Source organism: Leptothoe kymatousa TAU-MAC 1615, assembly GCF_018739865.1.
Taxonomy (GTDB): domain Bacteria; phylum Cyanobacteriota; class Cyanobacteriia; order Phormidesmidales; family Phormidesmidaceae; genus Leptothoe; species Leptothoe kymatousa.
Genome location: NZ_JADOER010000004.1, coordinates 685656 through 711249, shown reverse-complemented (window position 1 = coordinate 711249; position 25594 = coordinate 685656). Strand labels below are relative to the sequence as shown.

General features: G+C 50.9%; 16 protein-coding genes. 6 read left to right on the top strand and 10 right to left on the bottom strand.

Features of this window, described 5'->3' with window-relative positions:
- The first annotated feature begins 8 nt into the window (after positions 1 to 8).
- Complete coding sequence (locus IXB28_RS05420) at positions 9 to 1343, top strand: cytosine deaminase (protein WP_215617515.1); 1335 nt, start codon at positions 9 to 11, stop codon at positions 1341 to 1343.
- Positions 1344 to 1393: 50 nt separating this feature from the next.
- On the opposite strand, the gene IXB28_RS05415 is transcribed toward IXB28_RS05420, so the two are convergent.
- Positions 1394 to 2068 (bottom strand): HEAT repeat domain-containing protein, encoded by a 675-nt coding sequence (locus tag IXB28_RS05415; RefSeq protein ID WP_215617514.1) that lies wholly within the window; start codon positions 2066 to 2068, stop codon positions 1394 to 1396.
- Positions 2069 to 2613: 545 nt separating this feature from the next.
- On the opposite strand from IXB28_RS05415, the gene IXB28_RS05410 reads away from it, so the two are divergent.
- Both IXB28_RS05410 and IXB28_RS05405 read left to right on the top strand, forming a co-directional pair.
- Positions 2614 to 3000: a hypothetical protein gene (locus IXB28_RS05410; RefSeq protein WP_215617513.1), complete on the top strand. Its 387-nt coding sequence runs from the start codon at positions 2614 to 2616 to the stop codon at positions 2998 to 3000.
- A 645-nt stretch (positions 3001 to 3645) separates the two neighbouring features.
- A complete protein-coding gene (locus IXB28_RS05405) occupies positions 3646 to 6195 on the top strand; it encodes a DUF3536 domain-containing protein (RefSeq protein WP_215617512.1) in 2550 nt (849 codons plus the stop codon).
- A gap of 41 nt (positions 6196 to 6236) precedes the next feature.
- Here the strand turns inward: IXB28_RS05405 and IXB28_RS05400 are convergent, their stop codons facing one another.
- Positions 6237 to 6668, bottom strand: a complete 432-nt coding sequence (locus tag IXB28_RS05400; RefSeq protein WP_215617511.1) for a peptidoglycan-binding domain-containing protein — start codon at positions 6666 to 6668, stop codon at positions 6237 to 6239.
- Positions 6669 to 6991: 323 nt separating this feature from the next.
- Positions 6992 to 7885: a peptidoglycan-binding domain-containing protein gene (locus tag IXB28_RS05395; protein ID WP_215617510.1), complete on the bottom strand. Its 894-nt coding sequence runs from the start codon at positions 7883 to 7885 to the stop codon at positions 6992 to 6994.
- 666 nt (positions 7886 to 8551) lie between these two features.
- Here IXB28_RS05395 and IXB28_RS05390 point away from each other — a divergent pair.
- Positions 8552 to 9523 (top strand): ion channel, encoded by a 972-nt coding sequence (locus IXB28_RS05390; protein WP_215617509.1) that lies wholly within the window; start codon positions 8552 to 8554, stop codon positions 9521 to 9523.
- A 43-nt stretch (positions 9524 to 9566) separates the two neighbouring features.
- Here the strand turns inward: IXB28_RS05390 and IXB28_RS05385 are convergent, their stop codons facing one another.
- The 5 genes from IXB28_RS05385 to gyrA all read right to left on the bottom strand — a co-directional run bounded on the left by IXB28_RS05385 (position 9567) and on the right by gyrA (position 19001).
- Complete coding sequence (locus IXB28_RS05385; protein ID WP_215617508.1) at positions 9567 to 10655, bottom strand: response regulator; 1089 nt, start codon at positions 10653 to 10655, stop codon at positions 9567 to 9569.
- Between the two features lie 919 nt (positions 10656 to 11574).
- Entirely contained in the window at positions 11575 to 13746 is a 2172-nt protein-coding gene (gene ppk1, locus IXB28_RS05380) for a polyphosphate kinase 1 (RefSeq protein WP_215617507.1), read from the bottom strand.
- Positions 13747 to 13832: 86 nt separating this feature from the next.
- Positions 13833 to 14039: a hypothetical protein gene (locus IXB28_RS05375; protein WP_215617506.1), complete on the bottom strand. Its 207-nt coding sequence runs from the start codon at positions 14037 to 14039 to the stop codon at positions 13833 to 13835.
- A 302-nt stretch (positions 14040 to 14341) separates the two neighbouring features.
- Positions 14342 to 15967, bottom strand: coding sequence for a mechanosensitive ion channel (locus IXB28_RS05370; RefSeq protein ID WP_215617505.1), 1626 nt, complete (start codon positions 15965 to 15967; stop codon positions 14342 to 14344).
- 268 nt (positions 15968 to 16235) lie between these two features.
- Positions 16236 to 19001, bottom strand: coding sequence for a DNA gyrase subunit A (gene gyrA, locus IXB28_RS05365; protein WP_215617504.1), 2766 nt, complete (start codon positions 18999 to 19001; stop codon positions 16236 to 16238).
- Between the two features lie 320 nt (positions 19002 to 19321).
- On the opposite strand from gyrA, the gene IXB28_RS05360 reads away from it, so the two are divergent.
- Entirely contained in the window at positions 19322 to 20287 is a 966-nt protein-coding gene (locus IXB28_RS05360; protein ID WP_215617503.1) for a histone deacetylase family protein, read from the top strand.
- A gap of 147 nt (positions 20288 to 20434) precedes the next feature.
- Here the strand turns inward: IXB28_RS05360 and glgP are convergent, their stop codons facing one another.
- On the bottom strand, positions 20435 to 23062 hold the full coding sequence (glgP, locus tag IXB28_RS05355; RefSeq protein ID WP_215617502.1) for an alpha-glucan family phosphorylase: 2628 nt from the start codon (positions 23060 to 23062) through the stop codon (positions 20435 to 20437).
- Positions 23063 to 23322: 260 nt separating this feature from the next.
- On the opposite strand from glgP, the gene IXB28_RS05350 reads away from it, so the two are divergent.
- A complete protein-coding gene (locus IXB28_RS05350) occupies positions 23323 to 24258 on the top strand; it encodes a Ppx/GppA phosphatase family protein (RefSeq protein ID WP_215617501.1) in 936 nt (311 codons plus the stop codon).
- Positions 24259 to 24305: 47 nt separating this feature from the next.
- On the opposite strand, the gene IXB28_RS05345 is transcribed toward IXB28_RS05350, so the two are convergent.
- Entirely contained in the window at positions 24306 to 25592 is a 1287-nt protein-coding gene (locus IXB28_RS05345; RefSeq protein ID WP_246559620.1) for a hypothetical protein, read from the bottom strand.
- Positions 25593 to 25594: the final 2 nt, after the last annotated feature.

Genomic DNA, 25594 nt, shown 5'->3' with positions numbered 1-25594 from the left:
CAGAAAAAATGATCAATAGCTTTGTCAGGGTCCCCGATGAGCGCCACTACTGGCTCACCAATGGCCGCATCCCCAGCTGCTTTCTCACCCAGGAAACCACCCTCCCACCGATCTCATCGCTGCAGAGATTTCCGCACCAAGAAGACTTAGTGGAGGTCAATGTAGAAATTAAAGCAGGGGTAATTTCTAGCATTACGGATCTCAGCACAACACCTCCCCCAGACAGGCCCAAAATTAATCTAGGCCAAGGCCTGATTTGGCCCTGTTTTGTGGATATGCATACCCATTTAGATAAAGGCCATACTTGGCCCCGCTCGCCCAACCCAGACGGCACCTTTATGGGGGCCCTCAACAGTGTGTACCAAGACCATCACCATTGGAACCACGAGGAACTATTGCACCGCATGGAGTTTGGGCTCAAATGCAGCTATGCCCATGGCACCCAAGCCATTCGCACCCACCTCGACAGTTTTGGAGAACTGGGGCGCATCAACTTTGAAGTATTTGATGAATTACGACGTCGGTGGCGCGATCTCATTCATTTACAGGCCGTGTGTCTCGTTTCCCTGGAGTATTTTCTAACCCCAGCCGCAGAAGCCCTAGCGCAGCTGGTTGCACAATTTCAGGGGGTATTGGGGGGGGTTGCCTATATGAATGAGCACCTGGTAGACCAGCTAGATCAGGCATTTACCCTGGCTAAACGCTATGGGCTCAACCTAGATTTCCATACGGATGAAAGCCTCAACCCCGAGGATATGACCCTGCGGTATGTGGCGGAAGCGGCCCTACGCCACGACTTTCAGGGAGATATCACCTGTGGCCACTGCTGTAGCCTATCGGTACAATCACCTGACACGGTAGAGACCACCCTGGCCCTGGTGAAAGCCGCCAACATTGGCATTGTCAGCTTACCCAGCTGCAACCTCTATTTACAGGATCGTCAACCTACTCAAACCCCCAGATATCGAGGGGTGACGCTGCTCCATGAGATCCATCAGCGGGAAATCTCGGTGGCGGTGGCCAGCGACAACTGTCGCGACCCGTTCTATGCCTATGGGGACCACGATGGCCTGGATGTGTTTAAACAAGCCGTTCGCATTGGCCACCTGGATCGACCGTTTGGCCATTGGCCGCGCAGTTTAACCAGTCGCCCTGCCAACTTAATGGGTCTCCCCCACCTGGGCACAGTGACTCCAGGCACATCTGCGGACCTAATTTGCTTTAAGGCCCGCACCCTAAATGAGCTGGTGGCCAGAACCCAAAGCGATCGCGTTATTATTCGCCAGGGCAAACAAATTGACACCACCCTGCCGGACTATCAAGAATTAGATATGCTGTTTTAGCCTGAATTGGCGACACCGATAGAAGTTTGGCGCTAAAACGAAAAACCTTATCAATCAGCTAAGTCAGCTCCGTTCAAACGGTCCAAGGAAATCTGGGCCGCCTCCGACACCTGAGAATGGTGGTCTTTCGCCATATAACGCAGGGCCGACACACTTTTTTTCGTCGGCAAGTTGCCCAGGGCCTCTGCCAAACGCTGCCTGACGAGCCAATCGTCGGATTGGGCAAACGCTAAAATTTCATCCAGGGCCGTAATATCACCAATTTCACCAAAGGCTGCGATCGCAGCCTGCTGCAAAATCACCTCCGGACTATGCAAGGCCTGAATTAGCGCATCGTGGGCCCGAGCATCCTTAAGATTGCCGAGGGAAACAGCGGCACTAAAGCGCACCAACCAGTCCGTATCCTCATAAAATGACCGCATCAGGGGTTCAAAGGCCCGCGGATCTTCTAAATATCCCAGGGCACCGGCCGCATCGGCCCGGATACCATAGTCTGGATCTGTTTCCAAAATTTTCACCAGCAGCGGAAAGCTTTCAGCCGTTTGCTTGATCCCCAAAGCGAAAATCGCCATGGAACGCACCTGCTGATTATCATCATCCAGGACTAGCTTTATCAGCTTAACGGCATCGGGCCCAGGCACATCTCGCAATGCGGCCAAAGATAGCTTTTTATCTTTGAGATCGCCGGTTTGAAGTTTATCGGCCAGGACGGCGAGATCAAGCATGATATTTCTAATAAAGTCTTTACTATCAGTGGGTTTGGTATGGGATCGACTCAGCCCATGGTCTGCAGAAACGCTAGTTTGATTGCGCAAAAACCCTTTACTCCTTAATGGGCCAACTATAGCGATCCACAACCAGCAGCAACCTAGACTAATCGATGCATTCCATTCCTAGCCCCTCAACGTTTGCTAAATACATTTTACAAAAGGCTTAGCAAAACGAAGTAAATAAAATCAGCGGGCCATGCCTAGGACCAGGCCCTCGCCCCCGGCCAACACCGCCAGCCTTACGGGATCAACAGGTCCAACGTAGAATCCCAAAAGAAATGTGCGGAATACCCAACAATCACCTGAAAAGTATGGCAAGCTTGCCCCTCTAATCCAGGCTGGGCATGAACAGTGCCAGGAATTACGTAAAATTTCTGTTTTTGTTAACGTTAGCTTGAGGCGAGAGTTGTTATAGCTAGGGGTATGAATAAACCCATAGGGTCTTAATGGCCTGGGGCATTTCATTAAAACCATTGAATAACCTACCCTAAGACTTCACCATGACTAAAAACGCTGTACTGCAATTTATGCAGAAAACCGCTGACAATACAGACTTACAACTCAAACTAGAGTCACTGCTAGGCTGTGGCGACGGCGATATTAGCTCCAGTGTCAACCTTGATCCCGAAGAGTCTCTTGCCCTTAGCCAGCGCGCTCCCAAGGTGATAGAACTCGCTGCATCCATGGGCTATCGGTTCTCGAACAATGATCTACTCACGGTCATTGATGCATTTAACCGACAGCAAAGCGGCACCCTGTCCGATCAAGAGTTTTCCGCTCTCCTAGGTATTAATACAGAGGAAAGGGTACGTCCGGCTGTGCGCAATAACTTTAAGCGCCTAGCAAACTATCTCTCTAAAACGTATCTAGGCGTAAATCTAGTGTGAGTTGGCGGCTGTTACCAGCCCCCATCGCCATTAGCGCCCACAGCACTGCCCCAGGGAGACTGATGGATTCTTAGCAGCTTCCTAGGCTCTCGCATTTCAAGGGGATCAGCGCTGTGGGCGAGGCAAAGATTAACAACAAATTAACGTTTGCCAGCGCTGCAGGTTGAAAGTCCAATTTCTTGATTCAAAATGCCAGCGTTGTTACCTGCTAGCATTGCCTCAGCCATGGCATCCAGGACCGCAGAGATCCATGGCAATCAAACTATCTCCCCAGGCATCTACAAGCATGTTTTGATTTGGGCCAACGCAGGTTATGTCAACGTTTGCCCAAAATACTAGAGACTGTTGCGAGGATTAGAATAGGTGCCGAGCAACAGTCTTCTAAAAATCTTTTATACCCAAAAAACATTTTGCAACGTAACACTCTCTTGCGAAACGTAACATCTCCAGAAAAGAAACTCTAAGTCAGTTAGAGTACGGTTGAGTCAATGAAATGAATTGATCCAATGGTTGGAAACTGACTCCGTCACGGCTTCACGTCGATTGGTTTAATGGCAGTGCCCTTCACCCCACTGGAATGGTGAAGAGTCATACCTAATCGCCGCGCTTACCGCATTCTTTACCCACAGCAAAGTGTCACAAAACATGGTTAATTTCCATTCTGTGGCGACATCAGGCTCCCAGGAGTCGATGTCGTTGTCTGAGATAAATGTTTCAGATGCGAAATCGTCTGAGGTATATGTCTGTGTCCATGGACACTTTTATCAGCCGCCTCGGGAGAACCCTTCCCTAGAAGCTGTGGAACGGCAACCCAGTGCCGCCCCTTACCATGACTGGAATGAGCGCATTCTTAAGGAGTCTTATCGCCCCAATGCGTTCGCGCGCATTATGGATCACCAGGGCCAGGTGGTCAAAATCATCAACAACTATGAGTCTATTAGTTTTAATATTGGCCCAACGTTGATGAGTTGGCTGGCACGCCACGATATTGAAACCTATCGACGTATTTTAGAAGCCGATAAGCGCAGCTGCGATCGCAACAATGGCCACGGCAACGCCATCGCCCAGGTCTACAACCACATGATTTTGCCCCTGGCGAATGAACGGGACAAAATCACCCAGGTCCGCTGGGGTATTGCCGATTTTCGTAAACGATTTAACCGCGATCCCGAAGGCATTTGGCTGGCGGAAACCGCCATTGACCAGGCCACCCTCCGGGTATTGATCCAAGAAGGCATTAAATTCACCATCGTGGCCCCTTCCCAGGTAAAACGCTGCCGACCGATGGTGCGCCAGGGAGATAGCCCAGAAGAATGGCATGAAGTGGGCGGTGGACAGATTGATCCCACCCGACCCTACCGGTGTTTTGTGCCAGGTCTTCCCAACGGAAACGACTATATCGACATTTTTGTCTACGACGGGCCGATCTCTGGAGATATGGGCTTTAGCAATTTATTGGAATCCTCCCAATCCTTTGCAGATCGACTTAGTCAGGCTATTCGGGGGGATCGACAAGAGGCGCAGCTGATCTCCGTCGCCACCGATGGCGAAACCTTTGGCCACCATCGCGGTGGAGCAGAACGCGCCCTCGCCTATGCACTAAATCATGAGTTTAGCGATCGCGGCTGGCACATCGTTAGCTACGCTAACTATTTGAATCTATTTCCGCCAACCTGGGAGCTGGAACTAAAGCCCGTAACGGCTTGGAGCTGTGCCCACGGTGTGGAGCGCTGGAAAAATGACTGCGGCTGCGGCGGCGGTGGCGAGTGGCACCAAAAATGGCGGGCGCCGTTACGCGATGCCCTAGACTGGCTGCGGGATGAGTTAACTGAAATCTATGAGGTAACTGGGGAAGAGCTATTTAAAGATCCCTGGGCCGCGAGGAATAGCTATATCGATGTGATTTGCGATCGCAACCCACGCACCATCGAACAGTTTTTCAACCAACATCAGCACCACGAACTCACCTCCATAGAAAGGACCGATGCCCTTTGTCTACTGGAAATGCAGCGCCATGCCATGCTGATGTACACCAGCTGTGGTTGGTTTTTCGAGGAAATTTCCCGCCCCGAAGGCACCCAGATTTTACGCTACGCCGCCCGGGCCATCGAACTCGCCGAAGAAATCTGTGGAGAATCCCTAGAAGCGGACTTTATCGCCAAACTATCCCTGGCCCCCAGCAATATTCCCCAGTTCAAAAATGGAGCTGGCGTCTACCATCACCAGGTAAAAAGCGCCCAGATTAGCATAGAACAAGTCGTGGCCCACTATGCCATGTCTTCGCTGTTCCACCATCACCATCGAGAACAGCACCTATACTGCAATACCATCACCCACAAAGATTATCAAAAGCAAACCATGGGGGCACTCACCCTAGCCCTAGGGCAGGTCACCGTGGTTTCAGAGATCACCCAGGTCAAAGCCAACTACACCTTTGCCGTATGTCACCTGGGGGGGCAAGAATTTATTTGCGGCATTCAGCCATTCAAAAACCGCTTGGCCTACTCCCGGGCCAAAGAAGCCGTACTTCAAGCCTTTGGCCAAGGCAGCATGGTCCACACCATTGACACCATTCAGGCCCAATTTGGCGAGCACACCTTTAACCTGCAGCAGTTATTCAGCGAAGAGCGACAGCAGATTATGCAACTGCTGAGCCAAAACACCCTGCATCAACTAAAGCAGCTATATCACCAAGTTTATCGAGAGAACTACGGCGTTCTAATGACGTTCCATCGCGAGCAGATGGATGTGCCCCGGGAACTCCAAGTAGCCGCCGAAATCACCCTCAGTCAGAGGATTATGGATGTATTACGGCAGCTAGAACAAGACCTAAGTGAGATCGACGACAATATTCTCTCCATCAGCACCGGCTATCTGGGTGAGCTAGAAGGGATCGCCATTGAAGCCAACCACCTACGCTGCCACCTCAATTTACCGACAGCGGCGACTTTGCTAGAAAACCTGATTTTGCAAGCCTTGCGCCAGGTATTACGCAGCACCCCAGAAAGTTCCCCCCTAGATTGTGTCATGGCCATTAACTCCACCACAATCCAGGGCATTACGCGGTTAATTCACCTGGGAACTAACCTCGGGCTGAACCTAGACCTCAGCAAAGCCCAGGAAGTGTACTACAGCTATATTCAAAACTGCCAATCTATTCCCAACATAGGGAATGCACTGGGCATTATTGATTAAGCTTTCAGCAGCCCGGTCGAGCTCATCGACGCTGGTCGAGCTCATCGACGCTGATAGAGAATGCGAGCGTCAAACCCAAAACGACGGGCTTCACGCACTCGATCTGAGGCTGCTGAATAGCTGCTGTAGCGACCAATGTTAATAAATCGCCCTGGACGTGCAGAATCGATGGACGCATTGCCAAACACCTGCTGCACCTGCGGCAGCTTTCGGCTAGATTCCGTAATTGCAGCGACATAGGGCGAAGAGGAACGCCGCCCCGAAGAACCACCAGGCGGGTTAGCAACCACCGTGTCTCCGGTGTTATACAGTCCCAAAACATCTAATGTGTCGGGTCCAGCCACACCGGTTTCATCTAGATCATAAACACGCTGAAAATCTGCCACAGCATCCCGAGTCAGGGGGCCATAGGAACCATCGATGGGGCCTGGGTCAAACCCATTAATGGACAGCGCCTCTTGTAATGCTGCCACAGCATCTCCAGAATCTCCCTGTCTTAGAGAAGGGCCAGGAGCTGATGGAGGAATACTGCTAGGGCTAGGTAAAGGAGGATTTGGTGGAGTTAGCCAATTTTGAGCATAGCTGGGTAAACTCCCGAGAAGAACTACACTTCCAGCAAAAGTGACTGCCAGCAACTTAAACATGTCAAAACACTGATGTAACGCTGTTGAACTTAGCTAAGGATATATGAACTTAGCTAAATGGCGTGTATCTTAACGAATGTTTGATAAGCCGCATTAACTGAAACTGAATTACTTACTTGAACTTTCAAGCAGTCTTGAGTATTCAGTTAGCACTAGTCCCACAAAACCTGAGCTTCATATCTAAATTCGTTTCTTGCTTTGTCTACCCAGTCCTTAGCTGTAGAGTGCTCTTCAAATTGGCCCAGACTAATATATTCACCACGACGATCATCCCTCACAACCGTTGCCTCTGGAAACTCTCGTCGAACTTGGATAATTTGAGAAGGCCCTGCCATGATCGCCGCAACATAACGACTTTCAGGCACTTCAGAATTAGAATCTCCCTGTGAAATTTCAAGTACTTCTAGCGCCTCATCACTGGGTCGAAATCCCATATGAAGCAAAGTATCACGATCAGCTGTGCCAGTCTGAGGTAACTCAGCTGTAGCCTGATACACCTGAACAGCTTCAAAAGTTTGTCGACCGTATGTTTGATTTTCAACTAATGTAAAGCCAAAGCTATTGAGCACATACTTCAGCGTAAGAACGTCTTCAGATCTACTCCCATATACCAAACGGTCGGTACTGATCCCTCCATGGATGGGGTGCACTAATACAGGTAATGCAATTGATGGGTCAATTCCCAATTCTTGTAGTGTTTCAGCATCGGCAACACCTGTTACGTCAAGACGACGAATACGCTGAAACTGACGCACAGCATGCTTGGTTTGCTCTCCATAAATACCATCAATCTCATTGGTGGATAGCAACCTCAATCCACCTAAAGCTCGCTGCAACTCAAGTACCCGTGTACCACTAGAACCCAATCTCAAACTGACATCTAACAGGTTTCCCTGAGCAATGAGAATAGGTTGACTAAAACGAAGTGGGGCATTAGCTAAGACAGGCAAACCGGCAAACAACCAGATACCTGCTATCAGGCTGACTCTCCTTAAAAAATATGGCAGTTGGAGGTAAGTACCAATTCCGAGCTTCGTGATATTCATATAAATTGTTTAACGATGATGAAATTTATCAGATACAACACCGTGCTTGAGTGAAATTACGGATATGACCCTCTTTTTAAATTAAATCATCTCCGGGAAAAATATATCTGTTCTTACAGCACATCAATAACATTACGCAAATCGTATGGCCTTCATAAAGGCAGCATCAAGGGAATAGTCCTTTTGATACTGCCTTTATGAAACGGGAAACATGAATCGCCAATCTACTACAGGCGAATAGATAACCAACACACAGAAGGCTTACCCATAAGGTTTGGCCGAAATCTTGGTAAAAATTGTAACCATAGTCGATGACCTCACTAGCGAAGCCTTCAATTGTGGCAGTAAATAATAAACTGCCTGCTCAACCGAAGAAGTTCATCGCTTTTAGCTACAATAAGCGGAAACAAAGCTTTAGATTTTGTAACTTATCAGATTTGCTCTTAATAAAAGCTCTGTTGTTCCTAACGTTTGAAGTGTTCCAAAAGCTAGTGCCAAGGCCTTGTTCAACCGTTGATAGCCATGGCATTAGGTCGTCTTTTATGTGTACCTAGGGTCAATGTTGTTTCATCCTGCTGGTTTACCCTATACAGCCTTTTTATTGAGCCCGTTTATATCCCGGCGTTAATTCCAATTTCCTAACCCCTGCCTAGAACGATTATATATATGCTGAAACCTCGTCTCCGTCGTGCCTCGAGGCGCTTACTGCTATATCGCGAACAGCGTTATCCCAATATTGAACGGCTCGGTGTCACCCATTCCTACTGGGGCGATCTTTATCATATTTTGCTGACCATTTCCTGGCCTGCCTTTGTGGGCCTGGTCAGCGGCTGCTATCTACTGGTTAATGGCCTGTTTGCCCTGGCCTATGGTTTTGATGCAAGTGCGATCGCAAATATGCGCACCGGACATTTTCAAGACCTATTTTTCTTTAGCGTCCAAACCATGGCATCCATCGGCTACGGTGCCATGTATCCCACCAGCACTTACACGCACTCATTGGTGGTAATCGAATCCATTTTTGGGATATTTTTTACCGCCGTAACCACGGGACTGGTATTTGCCCGCTTCTCCCTGCCCACCGCTCGCATTCTTTACAGCCGGGTTGCCGTCATCGCCCCCTTTAACGGTGTCCCAACACTCATGTTTCGCACCGCTAACGAACGCCGCAACTATATGTTAGAAGCCCAACTATGGGTCACCCTAGTGCGGGATGAAATCACCGAAGAAGGCGAACACATTCGGCGGTTTCACGATTTACCCCTGGTGCGGTCCCACACTCCCGTCTTTAGTCTGTCCTGGACCGCCATGCACCGCCTCACCAGCGATAGCCCATTTTATGGCGAAACCCCAGAAACCCTACGCGAATGCCGAGCAGAAATTATTGTCACGCTGACGGGCCTAGACGAAACCCTATCCCAAACCATCCATGCCCGGCATTCTTTCAGTGCCTACGACATTTACTGGAACCATAAATTTGTCGATATCATTTCCACCAACGAGGCCGGAGGATCCGTAATCGACTATAACCACTTCCACTCAATTGAGCCGATTATGCCTCAAAATCGGCTAAGCCCAGACACCATGGCCAGCTGGAGCACCTATGAAAAGCATAGCCGCATTGGTCCAAAATACTAGGCTGACCGTTGGGTTGTAGCTACAACCCAATGATGCAATCTGTTTAAACCAGTAGCGTGAACAGCTTAACCATGAGCTTAGTGCGGTTAACTGGCTTAGAAATAAAGAAGGAAGCCCCCGCCAACTTAGCTCGAATCCGACCAATGATGCCGGAACGCTGGGATAGCAGGATGATGGGCACATCCTTATATTGGGGATGGCGATGCAGATGGGAGCATAGGTCAAATCCATCTAGACCTTCCATTGCCGTCGTCAGCAAAATTAGGTCAGGGTGGCATTTGGCCAAGTCAGCCACCGCCGTTGCCACATCATCCACAGAGGTAATGGAAAAAACCGTATCCTCTAAGTATCCGCGTAACTCCTGGATAAACTGATTATCGGAGTCAATGCACACTAGCTGATAAGACGGAGCCGCACCGGGTTTGGCAACCGCAGTAGAGGCCGTAGACTCGTTACCAATTGAATCTAGAGGCGACTCAAACGGATTCGTCGAAGCTTTTTGCAGCAGCGACTTGATATCGTTACCAGGATTGACGATGTCGTCAAGGCTAGGAGTACTGACCACATCGCTAGGCATCGCAGACTCCTGAGGCGCTGTCTCATTGCGGCGAGGGGCAATCGATTCCGACTGCTGATGGCATTCCTCGACCAGAGCCCGAATGTCCAGGGTACAAAAGATCGGATGATCAAAAATATTGCTAAAGTTATTGACCTCGTAGCTGCCTTTGGTCACCCGCAGCAGCGAGGTTACTGTCGTAACCGCCAACGCACGCACCAGTTGTCCAGCCTGGTCAAAGGTAATATGCTCTTGTTCCACTAACCAGCGAATGGAACGGTGATCGGCCGTTAGGGCATCACCTTGATGAACGTATTGACGATGATAAAGCTGTAGCTGCGCCAGAACTAGATCAGTAATTACCTCAGGGAATAACTGGCGGGCTTCGAATCTGAGGGCATCAAAGCCGTTTTGGGAACTCGTTGCGAATAAAAGTTTGCCCCGTTGCAGCCATAAAGACCAGCGAACATCGTTGGAAACGACCACTAGTTCGCCGCTAATTTGACGTCCTACTAGCTGCGCTAGCAAGGTAAGGGGATGTAGAGATTTTTGAGTAATGGTGCCTGCTAAAACCATGAGAGAAGTCCCGGCCAAAGAACAGTATTTGAAATTATAAGAATCAGATAGAGCAACGATATATCAGGGAATAAAGAGACCTACTCGATACAACATTGATATCGAGACTGATTCTTCTCCCAAACCATCAAACCAAGCAATTATGCACAGGCTAATTGCTCCGTACTCTCTTGATATAAATAAAAGATGGGAAGTATTAACAACTGACTAGACACACCCAAATTGACCCTAAATCCTAAACTGCCCGAGCAAAGTAAATTACATTTCAGCCCACATTTCTTTTTGACTAAATTTAATAGAAAAAAAGAGTTTGAGCCGATGCCATTTGTTTGCTTAGCTATATTGACCAATTTCAATCAATTACTTTAAAGGTGCAAGTTTTTCGATTAAAACTGGTCGAAAATTTATATCTGGAGTGCTGCTAGTTTACACAAACGAAATTTTAAAGTTTCATGTATCAACTGATGCACTTTCCGGATATGTACGTAACTCGTGATTTCAATTATGCCATGGTTCCCTCCGACTTAAATAGGAAGCCAACGGCAGTTACGCTCAAGTATTTGCACATTTGCCACATCAGCCGCTTACTCCAGGAGGCCTGTTTCGGGCCTACGTAAGGGCTTGAATCATTTATAACAGGGGGTTTGACCATCAACCTAGTATTCTTATTGGATATTTCTCAGCAATTCAGCTTATAAATTGATTACTTTCTAGTACTTTTCTAGCAGATGAAACTATACGAATAAGATCCGGATTTTCCCTAGAAAGTATGAATTAGTTCGCCGCAACAAAATAGTTCGTTACGTCATAATCAATGTGGTTATCGATTGGGGCCGCGTTAATCTAAACGCTAAGACTTACAGGAAACCTTACGGTACCCCTAACCTGACAGGTGTGATACAAATCAATCCGGACCAATCTAATACGCGTTCGCACCCTTAGTCCGCTGCATGAGACGCTGATGCGTACTGTTGATGGGTTCATCCGCAACAGGCTGGCACTGGATATACGTGCCGTCGGACTGCATCAGCCAGGCTTGACGATTATCCGTCAGACAAATCTCTAAAAGTTCGGTTAATTCTCGTTGCAAGTGGGGGGCGACAATGGGCACGACTGCCTCCACCCGCCGATCTAAGTTGCGGGGCATCCAATCGGCACTGCCAATGTAAAACTGCTCGTTGCCGCCGTTGTGGAAGTAGAAAATACGGGAATGTTCTAAGAAACGGCCAATAATACTAATGACGCGGATATTCTCACTCACCCCTTCTACCCCAGGGGTGAGGCAGCAAATGCCGCGAATGATCAGATCAATGCTCACGCCTGCCTGGGATGCTTGGTACAGAGCTTGGATAATGCCGGGATCCACTAAGGAATTCATCTTGGCGATAATGCGCCCCTCGGCACCATAGGTGATCTCTTGGTGAATTAAGGCCAGCATGCGCTCCCGGAGGGTGATGGGAGCAATCAGGAGCTGACGATACGCCTTTTGCCGAGAATAGCCGGTTAAATAGTTGAACAGGTCGGTGAGGTCAGCCCCCAGTTCTTCCCGGCAGCTAAGTAACCCCAAATCGGTGTAAAGACGCGCCGTTTTTGGATTGTAGTTGCCGGTGCCAATGTGAACGTAGCGGCGAATGCCGTCGTGCTCCTTACGCACCACTAGGGAAACTTTTGTGTGGGTCTTTAAACCAATGAGGCCATAGACCACGTGTACCCCTGCTTTTTCAAGGGTACGAGCCCAATTAATATTGTTTTCTTCGTCAAAGCGCGCCTTGAGCTCCACTAAGGCAACGACCTGTTTGCCATTTTCTGCTGCGGAAATAAGCGCGTTGATAATGGGAGAATCGCCCGATGTGCGGTAGAGGGTCATTTTGATGGTGAGCACATCGGGATCGGCCGCCGCCTGGGTAATGAATTGTTGCACCGTGGCGGCAAACGAAATGTAGGGATGGTGTACTAAGCGATCTCGACGACGAATAATAGAAAATACATCATCCCCTTCGCCTTCGGCATCATCCCGGTTGATGCCATGCCACGGGGAGGGGATGATGGCGGCCCAGTCGGGATCTTTGAGCTCCGGTAGGGGCAGCCCCATCAACGTTATCAGGTCCGCTAAGCCAATGAGACCGGTAACCTCATAGATATCATCCTCCGTCAGGTCCATCTCCGAGAGCAAGGTTTCACGCACGTCAGCGGACGTGTTTGCTTGCAGCTCTATGCGCACCAAAGAGCCCCCCAGCCGACGTTTGCGTAGTTCTTGCTCTAGGGCCAACATCAGGTCATCGGCATCGTCCTCCTCCACGGAGAGATCGGCATTGCGGGTAATGCGAAAGGTGTAGTAGTCTTCCACCACCATGCCTGGAAAGAGAAATGGGAGATTTGTGCCAATCACCTGTTCTAACGGAACCGCAGCCCACACGGTATTCTCAGGCTGCAAGGATTTGGGCAGCTGGATGAATCGAGGCAACACTTTGGGCACCTTGATCCGGGCAAAGTGGGTTTCTTCGGAATCGGTCTCTCGCACCACCACCGCCAGGTTCAAGCTGAGGTTGGAAATGTATGGAAAGGGATGGCCAGGATCCACCGCCAGGGGCGTCAGCACCGGAAAGATTTGTTCTTCAAAATAGGTTTGCAGGTAGGTGACCTGTTTGCTATTGAGCTCGTCATAGTCCAGCAGATGAATGCCATGGGAGCGCAGCTGGTTAATGACTTGCAGAAAACAGTCCTGCTGTTTGGCAAAGGTGGGCCTCAATTTTTGACCGATGGCCTGTAGATGATCGGGGGGAGTGCGACCATCGGCGGTGCGACGATTGACCTTGGCCTCGATTTGCTTTTTGATGCCCGCCACCCGCACCATAAAAAATTCATCGAGGTTGCTGCTAAAAATGGCTAAAAACTTTAGCCGCTCAAGCATTGGAGTCCGCGGATCGAGGGCTTCATGGAGAACACGCTCATTGAACGACAGCCAGCTTAACTCGCGACTGATGTAGTACTTCGGTGACGCTAGATCAATGTCCATAGCGTTTGACTGCCCTGGGGCGGCCTTATCTAAAGCAGTGTTGCTAGCCGTTTGGTCAGCGTCTTTATCCAGCATGCTGCTGTTTCCCACCCTCAATGTCACTACTTATGTACTGATTAAACTGTGCCTATGGCCAATAGGTATCAATGGGCACATCTGTTCTAAAAAACATTTTTTTCTTGGCCAACCCACCATTCCCCCAATTTCATTAAATCGGAGTGAATATCGGCTACCTGTTGGGCGTAATCATCCGGCGATAGCTCATGGCGACGTTCCTGTAGTTTCTTGAGCCGCAGCTGTATTAGTAGCCATGGTTTACTAATGCCGTCAGTGGCTTCAATATACTGTGCAAGTTCGTTGCTATCCATGGGAATGCCTCCGTGAGACTTTAAGGTATAAACGCCTAGGTGTGATGTATTTTTCCAGACTATCTTTACCTTACTTAAAAAAATAAAATCGTGACGTCAGATCCCCCCTATGAATTGGACAACCCGCAAACGGAGCCCAGGGATGAGCTCTGTTTGCGGGTTGTAATGTAAGACTCCGGGGTAACTATTATCTGGCGATAACTAAAGCCATTGCCTATCTAAAACCTTGATTTTGTCACGGTAGACGCATATCGGGTTCCCATAGCACTTGGCTTAGCTAATGACGATGCCAGCTAACCAGGTTAGTTCTTTAGGTGATCCACCCACTCACGCAGGTTATCGGCAGCCACGTCACGACCACCCAGACCAAATGCGATCGCAATTGCCACGGCAATAGCCCCCAACAAGAGACCAAAGGCCAAATTGACAATGCTAGTCGCTACACCCATCTGCTGCAGAGCCATGGCACCCACAAAAGCAATGATGGTAATACGTGCAGTTTGAGCCAAGGTATTGGAAGACGACATGCCCATGCCGTTGATCAAACGGAAGGCCAAGTTAGCCGCATAGAGACCAATGGCGAAGACGACCACGCCGCTCAGTACCCGTACTGAAACAGCCATGATGTTCTTAACAATCTGAGTTAGAACAGGGAAGTCAAGAATTTCAGTAGCGGTGACAGCACCAAACAGAATGATGCCTACCAGCACCATCAAACCGACAATTTCAGACGGTGTTTTGCTGGGAGAGTCCACAGCGGGCATGGGCTCACCTTCAGCCAAGAAGGTCTCGGTTTCAGGCCCAGTCAGCTCGGGCAAACCCAAGATGCTAGTGATGTTGTCAAAGCCAACACCGGACAGCAGACCCACCACTAGTTCAGAAACGAACTGACCAATGAAGTAGAAGACAGTTAGCACCACACCAGCTGAGAGCACCTGGGGGATCTTAGCCATCACATCTTCCAGCATGGCTACGGCAGGAACCGAAATGGCTTCAATATTTAGCTCATTTAGGGCTGCAATAGCGACCGGAATGATGATCAGGGTAAAGACCAACGTGCCCACTAGGGTGGAAACGGACAGACCGTCACCAGCGCGAGTGGACATACCAAAGCGGCTGCCAAAGTTATCTACACCAGTGGCTGCCAGCAGGTTAGTAACAATGCCTTTGACAATGTTAGCCACTAGCCAGCCAATACCAAACACAACAGCCGCTGTGATGATCTGAGGAATTGCAGAGAGGAACTCATTGAGTAGCTCTTCCACAGGGCCCAATAGACCAGGTAGCTGTAGTGCACTGAGAACTAGCGGCAGTGCCAGCAAGAAAATAAACCAGTAAATGACATTACCAAGGGTGTCATTTACCTGGAACGAATTTCCTTCACCGTCAACGCCCGTTTGCTCAGACAAACGCTGATCTAGGTTGAAACGGCCCAAACCGTTTATAACGGCGGACTTAGCGATCTTAGCAATCACCCAAGTAACAAACAGGATGACGCCAGCACCGGCTAAGCGAGGAACGTACTCAAAAACGGTTTGCAGTAAACCACTGATGGGCTGCGAAACCGCGTCCAACTTGAGGGCATTCAAGATGGCGATCAAGAAGAAGAGCATGACCACCCAGAACACAATACTGCCGATAGTATTCTCGATGGGTACTTCTTCACCAATACCGGCCTTAGCAGCCAGCTGATTGTCCAGGTTTGTTTTATTGAGCACAAACTTGGCAAAGGCCTTAGCGATTGTGGCGACGATGAGACCCACAATCAGCAGCAAAAAGGCAGCCAGCAGTCCAGGTAAGAAATTACCCAACTGACTGCCGATGCTATCTGTGAACTGTGTAATCGAGGATGTGTTTGCAACGGCAAGGTTAGCACCTGGGTCCAACCCTAGCCATCCAAACCCAATTACCCCGTGGAATTGAGTCATTTTTCTATCTATGCCTACTGAACATCTGCACGTACCTAGAACGGTACAACCCTAATTACAGGCATGCTGCCAATAGAGTACCGCTTAATACCAATTTTTTTCTGTGAGAGTCTTACTAATAGCAGACTTTGTAACAAATACCCTGTATTCATAGGTACAAGTGCGGAAAATTCACGATTTTCCGCACTTGTCAAGCATTAATCAGCTGATTTTTAGGAAATATTGCTACCAGATTAGTAACAATGTCTTAGCAGTTTGATACAGGCCGTTAATCGTCGGTATCTGGGGCCTCTGCCTCAGTCTCGGTATCTGGTGCCTCTGCCTCTGTCTCGGCGTCTGCCGCAGTCTCTGTCGCAACATCTGCCTCAGCCTCTGGTGCAGCCGCAACATCTTCACCACCATCGGCGACCGCCTCGGCTGCGGGTTCTGCCCCTGGAGCGTCTGTCTCTTCGGACAGAGAGTCTTCAGCTGAGGACTCTTCATCCAAAGAGTCTTCCTCGTCGATGTCTAATTCGGGGACAACGGCCACCGCAGCGATCGAATCGTCATCATCCAACCGCTGTAGCTGAACGCCTGTGGCCATCCGCGACTGAATCGAAATGGCCTCAACAGACTGGCGAATAATGATCCCCCGCTGGGTCACCAGCATCAGTTCATCGTTAGGATTCACCACCCGTAGAGCCACCAGCTCATCATTTTCCTTACGGAATTTCATCCCCACTAGGCCCATGCCAGCCCGGTTTTGGAGGCGGAAATTATCCACCGGCACCCGCTTACCCAGGCCCCCCGCAGCAATGACCAGTACCCAGGGCCCGATGACTTCTTCGGCGTCCAGCTCACTCTCATCCTCATCCTCTGCATCATTACTGGATGCCGCCACCTGGTCGGTCACCGTCGCCGCGAGAATATCCATACTAATCAGGCGATCCCCATCCCGCAGGGACATCGACTTGACGCCACGGGTGGGACGACCCAGGGGACGCAGCTGATTATTGTCGGCCCTAAAGTGAATGGTCATGCCGTGGAGAGAGCCAATAATGATGCTGTCTTCTGCCCGAGCCAATCGCACCCAGCGAAGCTGATCGCCCTCTCCTAGGGAAATCGCAATTAGACCGTTGGCCCGAATGTTACTAAACGCTGACAGCGCCGTCTTCTTAATAAAGCCCCCCTGGGTGAGCATCACCAGGTAGACATCTTCCGAAAATTCTTGCACCCCTAGCACAGAGGTCACCTTCTCTTCCCGAGGGATGGGCAGCATCTGCACAATGGGATTTCCCCGCGACACCCGCGACCCTTCTGGAATTTGGTAGGCCCGCAGGGTATAGGCCACCCCTCGATCGGTAAAGAACAAGACATGATCGTGGGTACAGCAGGTGATGAAATGCTCAATGGCATCGTCATCTTTCATGCGGGTGCCCGATTTACCTCGGGTGGCCCGGTTTTGGGCCTCAAAGGTGGACACGGGCATGCGTTTGATGTAACCCTGCTCGGTCACCAAGATAACTACCTGCTCATTGGCGATGAGAGAGATATCGGTGAGCTCATCTTCCGCCGCTTCAATGATTGTGCGGCGCTCGTTGGCATGGAGGTCGCGGAGCTGGATTAGCTCCTCTTGGATAATGGCTAAAATTCGTTCACGACGCGCCAAAATATCGCGCAGGTCAGTAATTTTTGCCTGGAGAGCTTCGTGCTCGTGTTGTATTTTGTCTGCCTCTAATGCCGTTAGCCGTCGCAGCTGCATCTGCAAAATGGCATCGGCCTGGGCGGAGGATAGCTCATAGGACTCCATCAGCTCCTGCTTGGCAGCGCCCACATCGGGGGCATTGCGAATCAGGGCAATGACCGCGTCCAAATTGTCTAGGGCAATGAGATATCCCTGGAGAATATGGTCTCGCTCTTCTGCCTTACGCAATTCGTAACGGGTGCGGCGGGTGATGGTCTCTACCCGAAACTCTAAAAAGACGTCTAAGAACTGTCGCAGGGTTAAGAGCTGGGGCTCGCCATTTACCAGCGCCAGCATGTTGACGCCAAAGTTGTTCTGTAGGGGTGTCTGCTTGTAGAGATTGTTGAGCACCACCTTGGGATAGGCGTCTCGCTTGAGTTCTATGACGACGCGCATGCCATCGCGATCGCTCTCATCCCGGATGTCGGAAATACCATCCAAACGGCGATCGTTGACCATGTCGGCAATTTTCTCAATCAGCCCCGCCTTGTTGGTTTGATAGGGCAGTTCGGTGATAATAATTGCTTCGCGATCGGGACGCCCCGTATATTCTAGGGTTTCAATGGAGGCCACCCCGCGCATGGTCACCGACCCCCGACCGGTGAGATAGGCATCCCGAATACCATTGCTGCCAACAATTAGGGCTCCGGTGGGAAAGTCAGGACCGTGGATGTGCTGCATCATCAGCTCCTGACTGGTAATTTCAGGATTTTGAATCAGCGCAATCACACCATCCACCAGTTCACCCAGGTTGTGGGGAGGGATATTGGTGGCCATGCCCACGGCAATGCCCGAAGAGCCATTGAGCAACAGCTGGGGAATGCGGGCAGGCAGTACGGTGGGTTCCTGCTGAGAACCGTCAAAGTTGTCGGCAAAGTCTACGGTTTCCGACTCGATATCTTGCAACAGCGCGCCTGAGGTCAGGGCATGTAGCCGCGACTCTGTATATCGCATGGCGGCGGGCGGATCGTTGTCGATGGAGCCAAAGTTGCCATGGCCATTGATCAGGGGCGAACGCATGGAAAAGTCCTGGGCCATGCGCACCAGGGCATCGTACACGGCGGTGTCTCCGTGGGGATGATATTTACCGAGCACTTCACCCACAACACGGGCGCACTTTCGGAAGGGTCTGTCTGCAGTCAACCCCAGTTCGTGCATGGCGTAGAGAATGCGTCGATGCACTGGCTTGAGACCGTCTCGCGCGTCTGGCAAGGCTCGCCCTACGATTACGCTCATGGCGTACTCTAGGTAGGAGCGTGACATCTCGTTGCGCAAATCGGTGGATACAATCCGGTCTTGGGGGTTACTCATACAAAAAGGAGACTCCAAACAACCGGGAATTGGGTCAAATTGACGAGCTATCAGGGGGCTTTTTTATTAACCTCTGAGAGCCTAATAAACGAAACCGCTAAGACAGCTTTTCCCGGCAAATTTTTACACTGAGAACGGGTAAAATTCTAGCACAGAATTGCTATTCCTGGGGGGAGCTGTAACCCTATTAAATAAAGGGGTTTAGCCGTGATCGTTTAGGATGATGAAAATGGGTTTGGGGTTTGGAACAATTGGGGGCTGACAAGGCCTTTGAAAAGATCTGTTGACTCGACTCTTTAAAGACTCTGGAGAGAAAAATCATGGTGTCTTCCACGGCATCGAAACAGCCGCCGTTTCGGATGATTTATTCTGAGCGGTTTTTGGACCATGACACGGGCCTGGGCCATCCGGAAAATGCAGGTCGGTTACAAGCCGTGGTGGATACTTTGAAAAACCATGCCCTGGCAGCCAGTCTGGAGTGGGTGGAACCCTGCGATCGCAATCCCCTAGAGCACATCAACGCCGTCCACGATCCGGCCTATGTGCTAACGCTAAAACGCATCGCCCAGCGGGGGGGCGGACATCTGGATGGTGATACCCCCGTCTCCGCCGCCAGCTACGACATTGCCCTCCTGGCTACCGCCGCCTGGCTAGACGGCATTGACCACGTGGTGGGCCATCATCACACATCGGCCTTTATCTTGGCCCGCCCCCCGGGACACCATGCTGAATACGGCCAGGGCATGGGGTTTTGCCTACTTAGCAATGCCGCCATTGCCGCCCACTATGCCCTAGCCCAGCCCGAAATTAATCGAGTGGCCATTCTCGACTGGGACGTGCACCACGGTAACGGCACCCAACAACTGGTGGGTGCCCATCGCCACATTGCCTACTGTTCTTTGCACCAAATGCCCGCCTATCCAGGCACGGGCAGTGCCGCAGAAACCGGCAGCCACAACAACGTCTGCAACATTCCCATGGTGCCCGGCAGTGGGTTTAAGGAGTATCAGGCCCGATTCGAACAGCAAGCGCTGCCGTTTTTGACTGGGTTTGAACCAGACCTGCTAATCGTCAGTGCCGGATACGATGCCACGGCCGCCGACCCGCTGGCTAGCGTAAACCTGATGCCAGCAGACTATGGCGCCTTTACCCAACTGTGTAAAACCATCGCCCCCAAAATGTTGTTTGGCCTGGAAGGAGGGTACGACTATGGCGCCCTTAGCCAGGCTATCTTGCACACCATTGAGGGATGGCTCACGGGGCCAACCCCACCGGCAAAAGATTAACCGTGGAAAAAACCGCGCTACAGCGACAACAACAGCCCCCTATGACTAACCCACCGACAAAAACCTGAGGCCAGGTTCCCATCGGTGGGTTAGTTACAAGCAGGCTATGGGGCTACCCCTAAAGGGTTAAGCCCATGGATTTAGTCTTTAAGCGCCAACTTGGGCCAAGGAGGGAGACTCCACATGGCCAATGACAATGCGGACATTATCGGGATCCGCCCACAGCACTAGACGAGTAGCATAGGGGCTACTCAAATGCTCGTGTTGGGGCAATACCCGCAATGAGAACCCTTGGAGACCGCTGTGGCTATAGGCCACATTTAGGTTGTAGAGGCTACTACCATCAGGGTCTTGGCCACGGTAAACCATGGATGTTGCCTGACCACCTTGGAGCTCGCCATCAATGTCAATGCCACCTTGATAGAACTCGACCAAGACATCGGACGCCTGCAAATGGCCCAAATGAATCCGAGCCGTGACCTGGAGGGGCTCATTCACCTGCAGCTCCATATCGTGGGAGAGGTAAATTTCGCCGATGGAGATGTGCTGCCAGTGGTGGTGTAGTTCCGACTGCCAATTGGACAACGCCTTAGCTGGCGCATAGCCTTCAGCCATTAGTCGCTGACCGCGATCGGACGCAGCAAAGTAGCCCAGGGTGGCATATTCTTGCAGCATGCGCGCCGTGTTGAAGGCGGGGGTATTCAACCGGATAGCGGCCTTCATTTTGGCCACCCAACCCCGGGGAATACCGTGGTCATTGCGATCGTAGAACAGGGGCACCACTTCGTTCTCTAGCAGCTCATAGAGATCGTTGGCTTCCACTTCGTCCTGGTACTCCTGGTCCTCGTAGTCTTCTCCAGAACCAATGGGCCAACCGGTTTTGGAGTAGTCGGCTTCATCCCACCAACCATCTAGAACACTGAGGTTAGGCAAACCGTTCATGGCGGCCTTCATGCCGCTGGTGCCAGAGGCTTCGCGGGGGCGGCGAGGATTGTTCAACCACACATCACAGCCCGAAACCATCCAACGAGCCACGTGGATATCGTAGTTGGGCACAAATACAATGGAGCGATCCAATCCTTCATCGCGGGTGAAGTGAATAATATTGCGGATCAGCTCTTTACCAGGAATATCCTTGGGGTGGGCCTTACCGGCGATCACAAACTGTACGCGACGGCCAAGGGAATTTTCAACAATCTTGCGTAGGCGCTCTACATCGCGCAGGAACAAGGTGGCGCGCTTATAGGTGGCAAACCGACGGGCAAAGCCGATGGTCAAAATGCTGGGGTCTAGGACTTCTTGGGCACGCTCCATTTCTAGGTGGGAGCCGCCGCGCTCTTTAACCGCTTTGTACAAGCGATCGCGAACGGACATGACCAAATGGGAGCGGCAGCTCTCATGGTTGCGCCAAATTTCTTCATCGGGAATGGCATTCACCTTATCCCATAGGGGATCGTTGGCATCGGCACTATCCCAAGTGGGGCCTAGGTAGCGGTCGTAGAGTTCTTGGGTGGAGCGAGACACACAGCTACGGGCATGGACGCCATTGGTGATGGAGGTAATGGGCACCTCATTCACTGGCAAATGGGGCCACAGACCGCCAAACATTTTACGAGATACGGCCCCGTGCAGCTTACTCACACCGTTGACAAAGGAGGCCATCTTAATGGCCAGGACTGCCATGCTAAAGGAGGACTCATTGTCGTTGTCGACTTCGCGACCCAACGCAAGAAAATGCTCATGGGATAGGCCGAAGTGGGCGGCATAGTGCCCTAGGTAATGGAAGACCTTATGGGGTGGGAAGAGGTCGATACCGGCGGGAACAGGGGTGTGGGTGGTAAACAGCTGGCTGGCCTTAGCCACCTGCTGAGCTTCGCTAAAGCTTAGGTTCTGATCGCTCATCAGAATGCGGATGCGCTCTAGGGCCAAAAAGGCGGAGTGGCCTTCATTTAGGTGATAGGCCGAAGGCTTTAGGGCTAGGGCTTGGAGCATGCGAACACCGCCGATCCCCAGCATCATTTCCTGCTGGATCCGCATGTCGATGTCACCGCCGTAGAGGCGATCGCAAATGTCTTGATCCTCAGGGGCGTTGGGTTCGATGTTGGTATCTAACAAATACAGCGGCACCCGACCCACCTGCACCCGCCAAACGCGCGCATAGACCTTACGGCCAGGATAGTCCACAGAGATGCGCAACTCATTCCCTTGGGCATCCCGTTCCAGGGTCAGGGGCATATTGTAAAAATCATTGATGGGATAGCGCTCCTGCTGCCAACCATCTGCATTCAGGTACTGGGCAAAGTAACCTTCCTGGTAAAGCAGGCCCACACCCACCAAGGGCAAACCTAAATCACTGGCGGTTTTGAGATGATCCCCAGCCAGTACGCCCAAGCCACCTGAATACACAGGCAGACAAGTGGTCAAACCAAACTCCATGGAGAAATAGGCGTAGCACTCATTTTCCGTCGGCTGTTGACGGTTGGCGTCGTACCAAGAGGTCTCCTGCAAATACTGCTCTAGGCGCTCAACAGCGTGGCTCATTTGGGCAATAAACCCACCATCTTCTGCCACCGCCTGCAATCGATCTTGGCTGATGGTGCTGAGCATCAGAATAGGGTTGTAGCGACTGGATACCCACAGCTCAGGATCAAGGCGTTTAAACAAGTCGATAGTGCCGCCATCCCAGTCCCAGTGGATGTTCTCCGCTAGCTGCTTCAACGGCGCTAACGACGGAGGCAGGGTGGGCGTAACGTTAAATGTACGAATCGGACGCATAGTAGGTGTTGAGTAAGTTCTAGACGCAAGGGCTACAGTTCCCCCATATTCTGACCCCGGTCTCCGGGTTTGCCCCCAGTTCCTTAACACTGTTTTTGCTCCCGCGCACCATCCATCCCCAGACAAACCAGCAGGAGCAAGGACTCTCACAGAAGCTAAATTTTTTCTTCAATTAACAACGACAGCTCCATTTCCATTGAGTTCGATTACCTTTTATTGCATTTTGTTTTACAAAGCAACACAGATTGATAGAAACAGCCATGGCCACTTCCCCATCCCATGTCGTCGCCATTGATATTGGTACTAATTCAATTTTGTTGCTGATCGCAACACCGGCGCCGGCCATGGAGCAGGGCATGCCGTCCGCCCTGATACCGGTGATTGACCGAGCCCAAACAGTCCGTCTGGGGGAAAATCTGATCGCCACGGGATGTCTGGCTGACGCCGCCATGGCCCGCACCCTGGCTGGGCTAACCGACTACGTGGCCCTGGCCCGTACATTTTCCCCAACCAAGATGATTTGCTTTGGCACCGCAGCCCTGCGCCGGGCCCAAAATAGTGATTATTTTTGTGGACAAATCAAACACCGCTTGAACTTAGATGTGCGGATCCTGAGCCCAGCGGAAGAAGCCCACTACACATTTAAAGGGGCGTTGAGTTCCCTATCGTCCATCCACCACCAAACACCGTATTTGGTGATTGACATTGGCGGTGGCAGTACTGAAATAGTCTATGGCCGAGGTGACAAGATTGAATATCAAACCAGCGTGCCCCTGGGGGCGGTGGTGGTCCAGGAGCGCTATCAACTAAGTCAACAAATTTCCACAGACCAGTTTGAGTATCTGCGATCGCAAATCGGCGGGCTATTTCAACAACTGCCCACCATCAAGCCTGAAACAACGGTCCTATTAACTGGAGGCACAGCCACCACCCTGGCGGCCCTGTCTCAAAAACTACAACGCTATGATATTGATGCAATTGATGGGTATCCCCTCACTCGCCCCGCCATCACAACCCTCTATCAGCAGCTCAATCAACGTTCGCTGCAGCAGCGAGAAAATTTACCCGGCATGGAACCTGGACGAGCCGACATTATTTTACCGGCGTTACTTATTTTGCTCACCTTACTGGAACACTTCGATAGTGATCGAATCCAAGTCAGCGTTCGAGGTGCCCGCTATGGCCTTTTGCTCTAGGGCTCTTACCCATAAGTCCCCTATCCCCACCCGCGGCGAAACCAACACTACAGGCTTGAGCCTTTGAGACGACAACCCACCCCACCACGCTCTTGGAGACTTTTTTGAGCCACGGGCTGCGGACTAAAAAAGACTTTTTCAACAACCTGGAGTTCCTTGACCATCAAGGCTTCGAAGGTCTCTTGGGTATCTTTAAAGCTGCCGTTGGTAATGTAATAGTTTAAGCCGTCTCCCCCCTGAACAAACTCACCATTGAAGAAGTTATAAAACACATCGTTTTCCAGTTTCTCTCGCCGCACCTCTAGACCTGCCAACCGTAAGTCCTGGGCAGCGTCGTCTTCTAAACTGCATTGCAGCGTTAGCTTAGTGGCCGTTTTGGCCATGGTTTCACTCGGGACCATCTCGGCCATTTCCACGGCATCGTTGAGGGCCGCTTTGCTGTCATTGACAATCACTTTGCCATGGCCGAGGAAAAGCATGCCCATGTCCAGGTGAAATTTGCCTGGCTGCTCAACCGCAATCACCCGATCAATGCTATCTAACCCAAAATCTTCAGCGATAACGGTTTTCGCTTCGTCAGGGGTGAGTTGATACATGTGGGCGGTGGTTGCGATCGCATCCTTTCCCACCAAAATAATTGGCTGACCGGTGGCATCCTCCCCCGTAATCATATTGCCCCCCTCAATATAGGCCCTCAGATGGCCAACATGCTGCCCTTGCAACCGGGCGGCACGTTCTAACTCTAACCCCGTTCTTAATTCATTCACCCTGACGCCCAAGAGAATCCACAAATGATCGTCCCGCAAAATCTCCTCCAACAGGGACGGACTCATTTTCCCTTGCCATCGTTCTTTTCGCCCCACGGTCATGGCCCACTCAAGCAGTTCATTGTCAAACGGTTGCAGCACCGCCATTTGACCATTTTGCAAATATTCCACACTGTCTTCAGCCCACTTAGAGACAGGATTCTGACTGATGACCACACCATAGTCCAGGGCTTGATAAACAGATTGTGAGAGTTCTCGCTCAATCTCCTCTCGACAGCCCTCGTCCGTAACAATTTCTAGACGCAACTCCAGTTGAGCCAGGGTTTTAGCAAAAAATCGTAGACACTCTATTTCAGTTGTTTTCGAGGTATCGCTATGCATATAGTTCATATGCAATACCTTAGTTTTCCCTGCGGGTGTTTTCCTATGGGGCAAGACTCGCGCCGTATCAACCGCCGGTAGTCGATCGCGAATCAGACGTTTAATGCTTTCAATTTCTACACGATCACCACGACTCTTCTCAAGATTTTCTAGATTTTCATGCAGCTGAGTTAGTAGCGAGTCCATAG

What these genes read in the sequence shown, in the direction of transcription:
- IXB28_RS05420 (WP_215617515.1), top strand. Translation starts at nt 9, where the DNA reads ATGATCAATAGCTTTGTCAGGGTCCCCGATGAGCGCCACTACTGGCTC.
- IXB28_RS05415 (WP_215617514.1), bottom strand. Translation starts at nt 2,068, where the DNA reads ATGCTTGATCTCGCCGTCCTGGCCGATAAACTTCAAACCGGCGATCTC.
- IXB28_RS05410 (WP_215617513.1), top strand. Translation starts at nt 2,614, where the DNA reads ATGACTAAAAACGCTGTACTGCAATTTATGCAGAAAACCGCTGACAAT.
- IXB28_RS05405 (WP_215617512.1), top strand. Translation starts at nt 3,646, where the DNA reads ATGGTTAATTTCCATTCTGTGGCGACATCAGGCTCCCAGGAGTCGATG.
- IXB28_RS05395 (WP_215617510.1), bottom strand. Translation starts at nt 7,885, where the DNA reads ATGAATATCACGAAGCTCGGAATTGGTACTTACCTCCAACTGCCATAT.
- IXB28_RS05390 (WP_215617509.1), top strand. Translation starts at nt 8,552, where the DNA reads ATGCTGAAACCTCGTCTCCGTCGTGCCTCGAGGCGCTTACTGCTATAT.
- IXB28_RS05385 (WP_215617508.1), bottom strand. Translation starts at nt 10,655, where the DNA reads ATGGTTTTAGCAGGCACCATTACTCAAAAATCTCTACATCCCCTTACC.
- ppk1 (WP_215617507.1), bottom strand. Translation starts at nt 13,746, where the DNA reads ATGCTGGATAAAGACGCTGACCAAACGGCTAGCAACACTGCTTTAGAT.
- IXB28_RS05375 (WP_215617506.1), bottom strand. Translation starts at nt 14,039, where the DNA reads ATGGATAGCAACGAACTTGCACAGTATATTGAAGCCACTGACGGCATT.
- IXB28_RS05370 (WP_215617505.1), bottom strand. Translation starts at nt 15,967, where the DNA reads ATGACTCAATTCCACGGGGTAATTGGGTTTGGATGGCTAGGGTTGGAC.
- gyrA (WP_215617504.1), bottom strand. Translation starts at nt 19,001, where the DNA reads ATGAGTAACCCCCAAGACCGGATTGTATCCACCGATTTGCGCAACGAG.
- IXB28_RS05360 (WP_215617503.1), top strand. Translation starts at nt 19,322, where the DNA reads ATGGTGTCTTCCACGGCATCGAAACAGCCGCCGTTTCGGATGATTTAT.
- glgP (WP_215617502.1), bottom strand. Translation starts at nt 23,062, where the DNA reads ATGCGTCCGATTCGTACATTTAACGTTACGCCCACCCTGCCTCCGTCG.
- IXB28_RS05350 (WP_215617501.1), top strand. Translation starts at nt 23,323, where the DNA reads ATGGCCACTTCCCCATCCCATGTCGTCGCCATTGATATTGGTACTAAT.
- IXB28_RS05345 (WP_246559620.1), bottom strand. Translation starts at nt 25,592, where the DNA reads ATGGACTCGCTACTAACTCAGCTGCATGAAAATCTAGAAAATCTTGAG.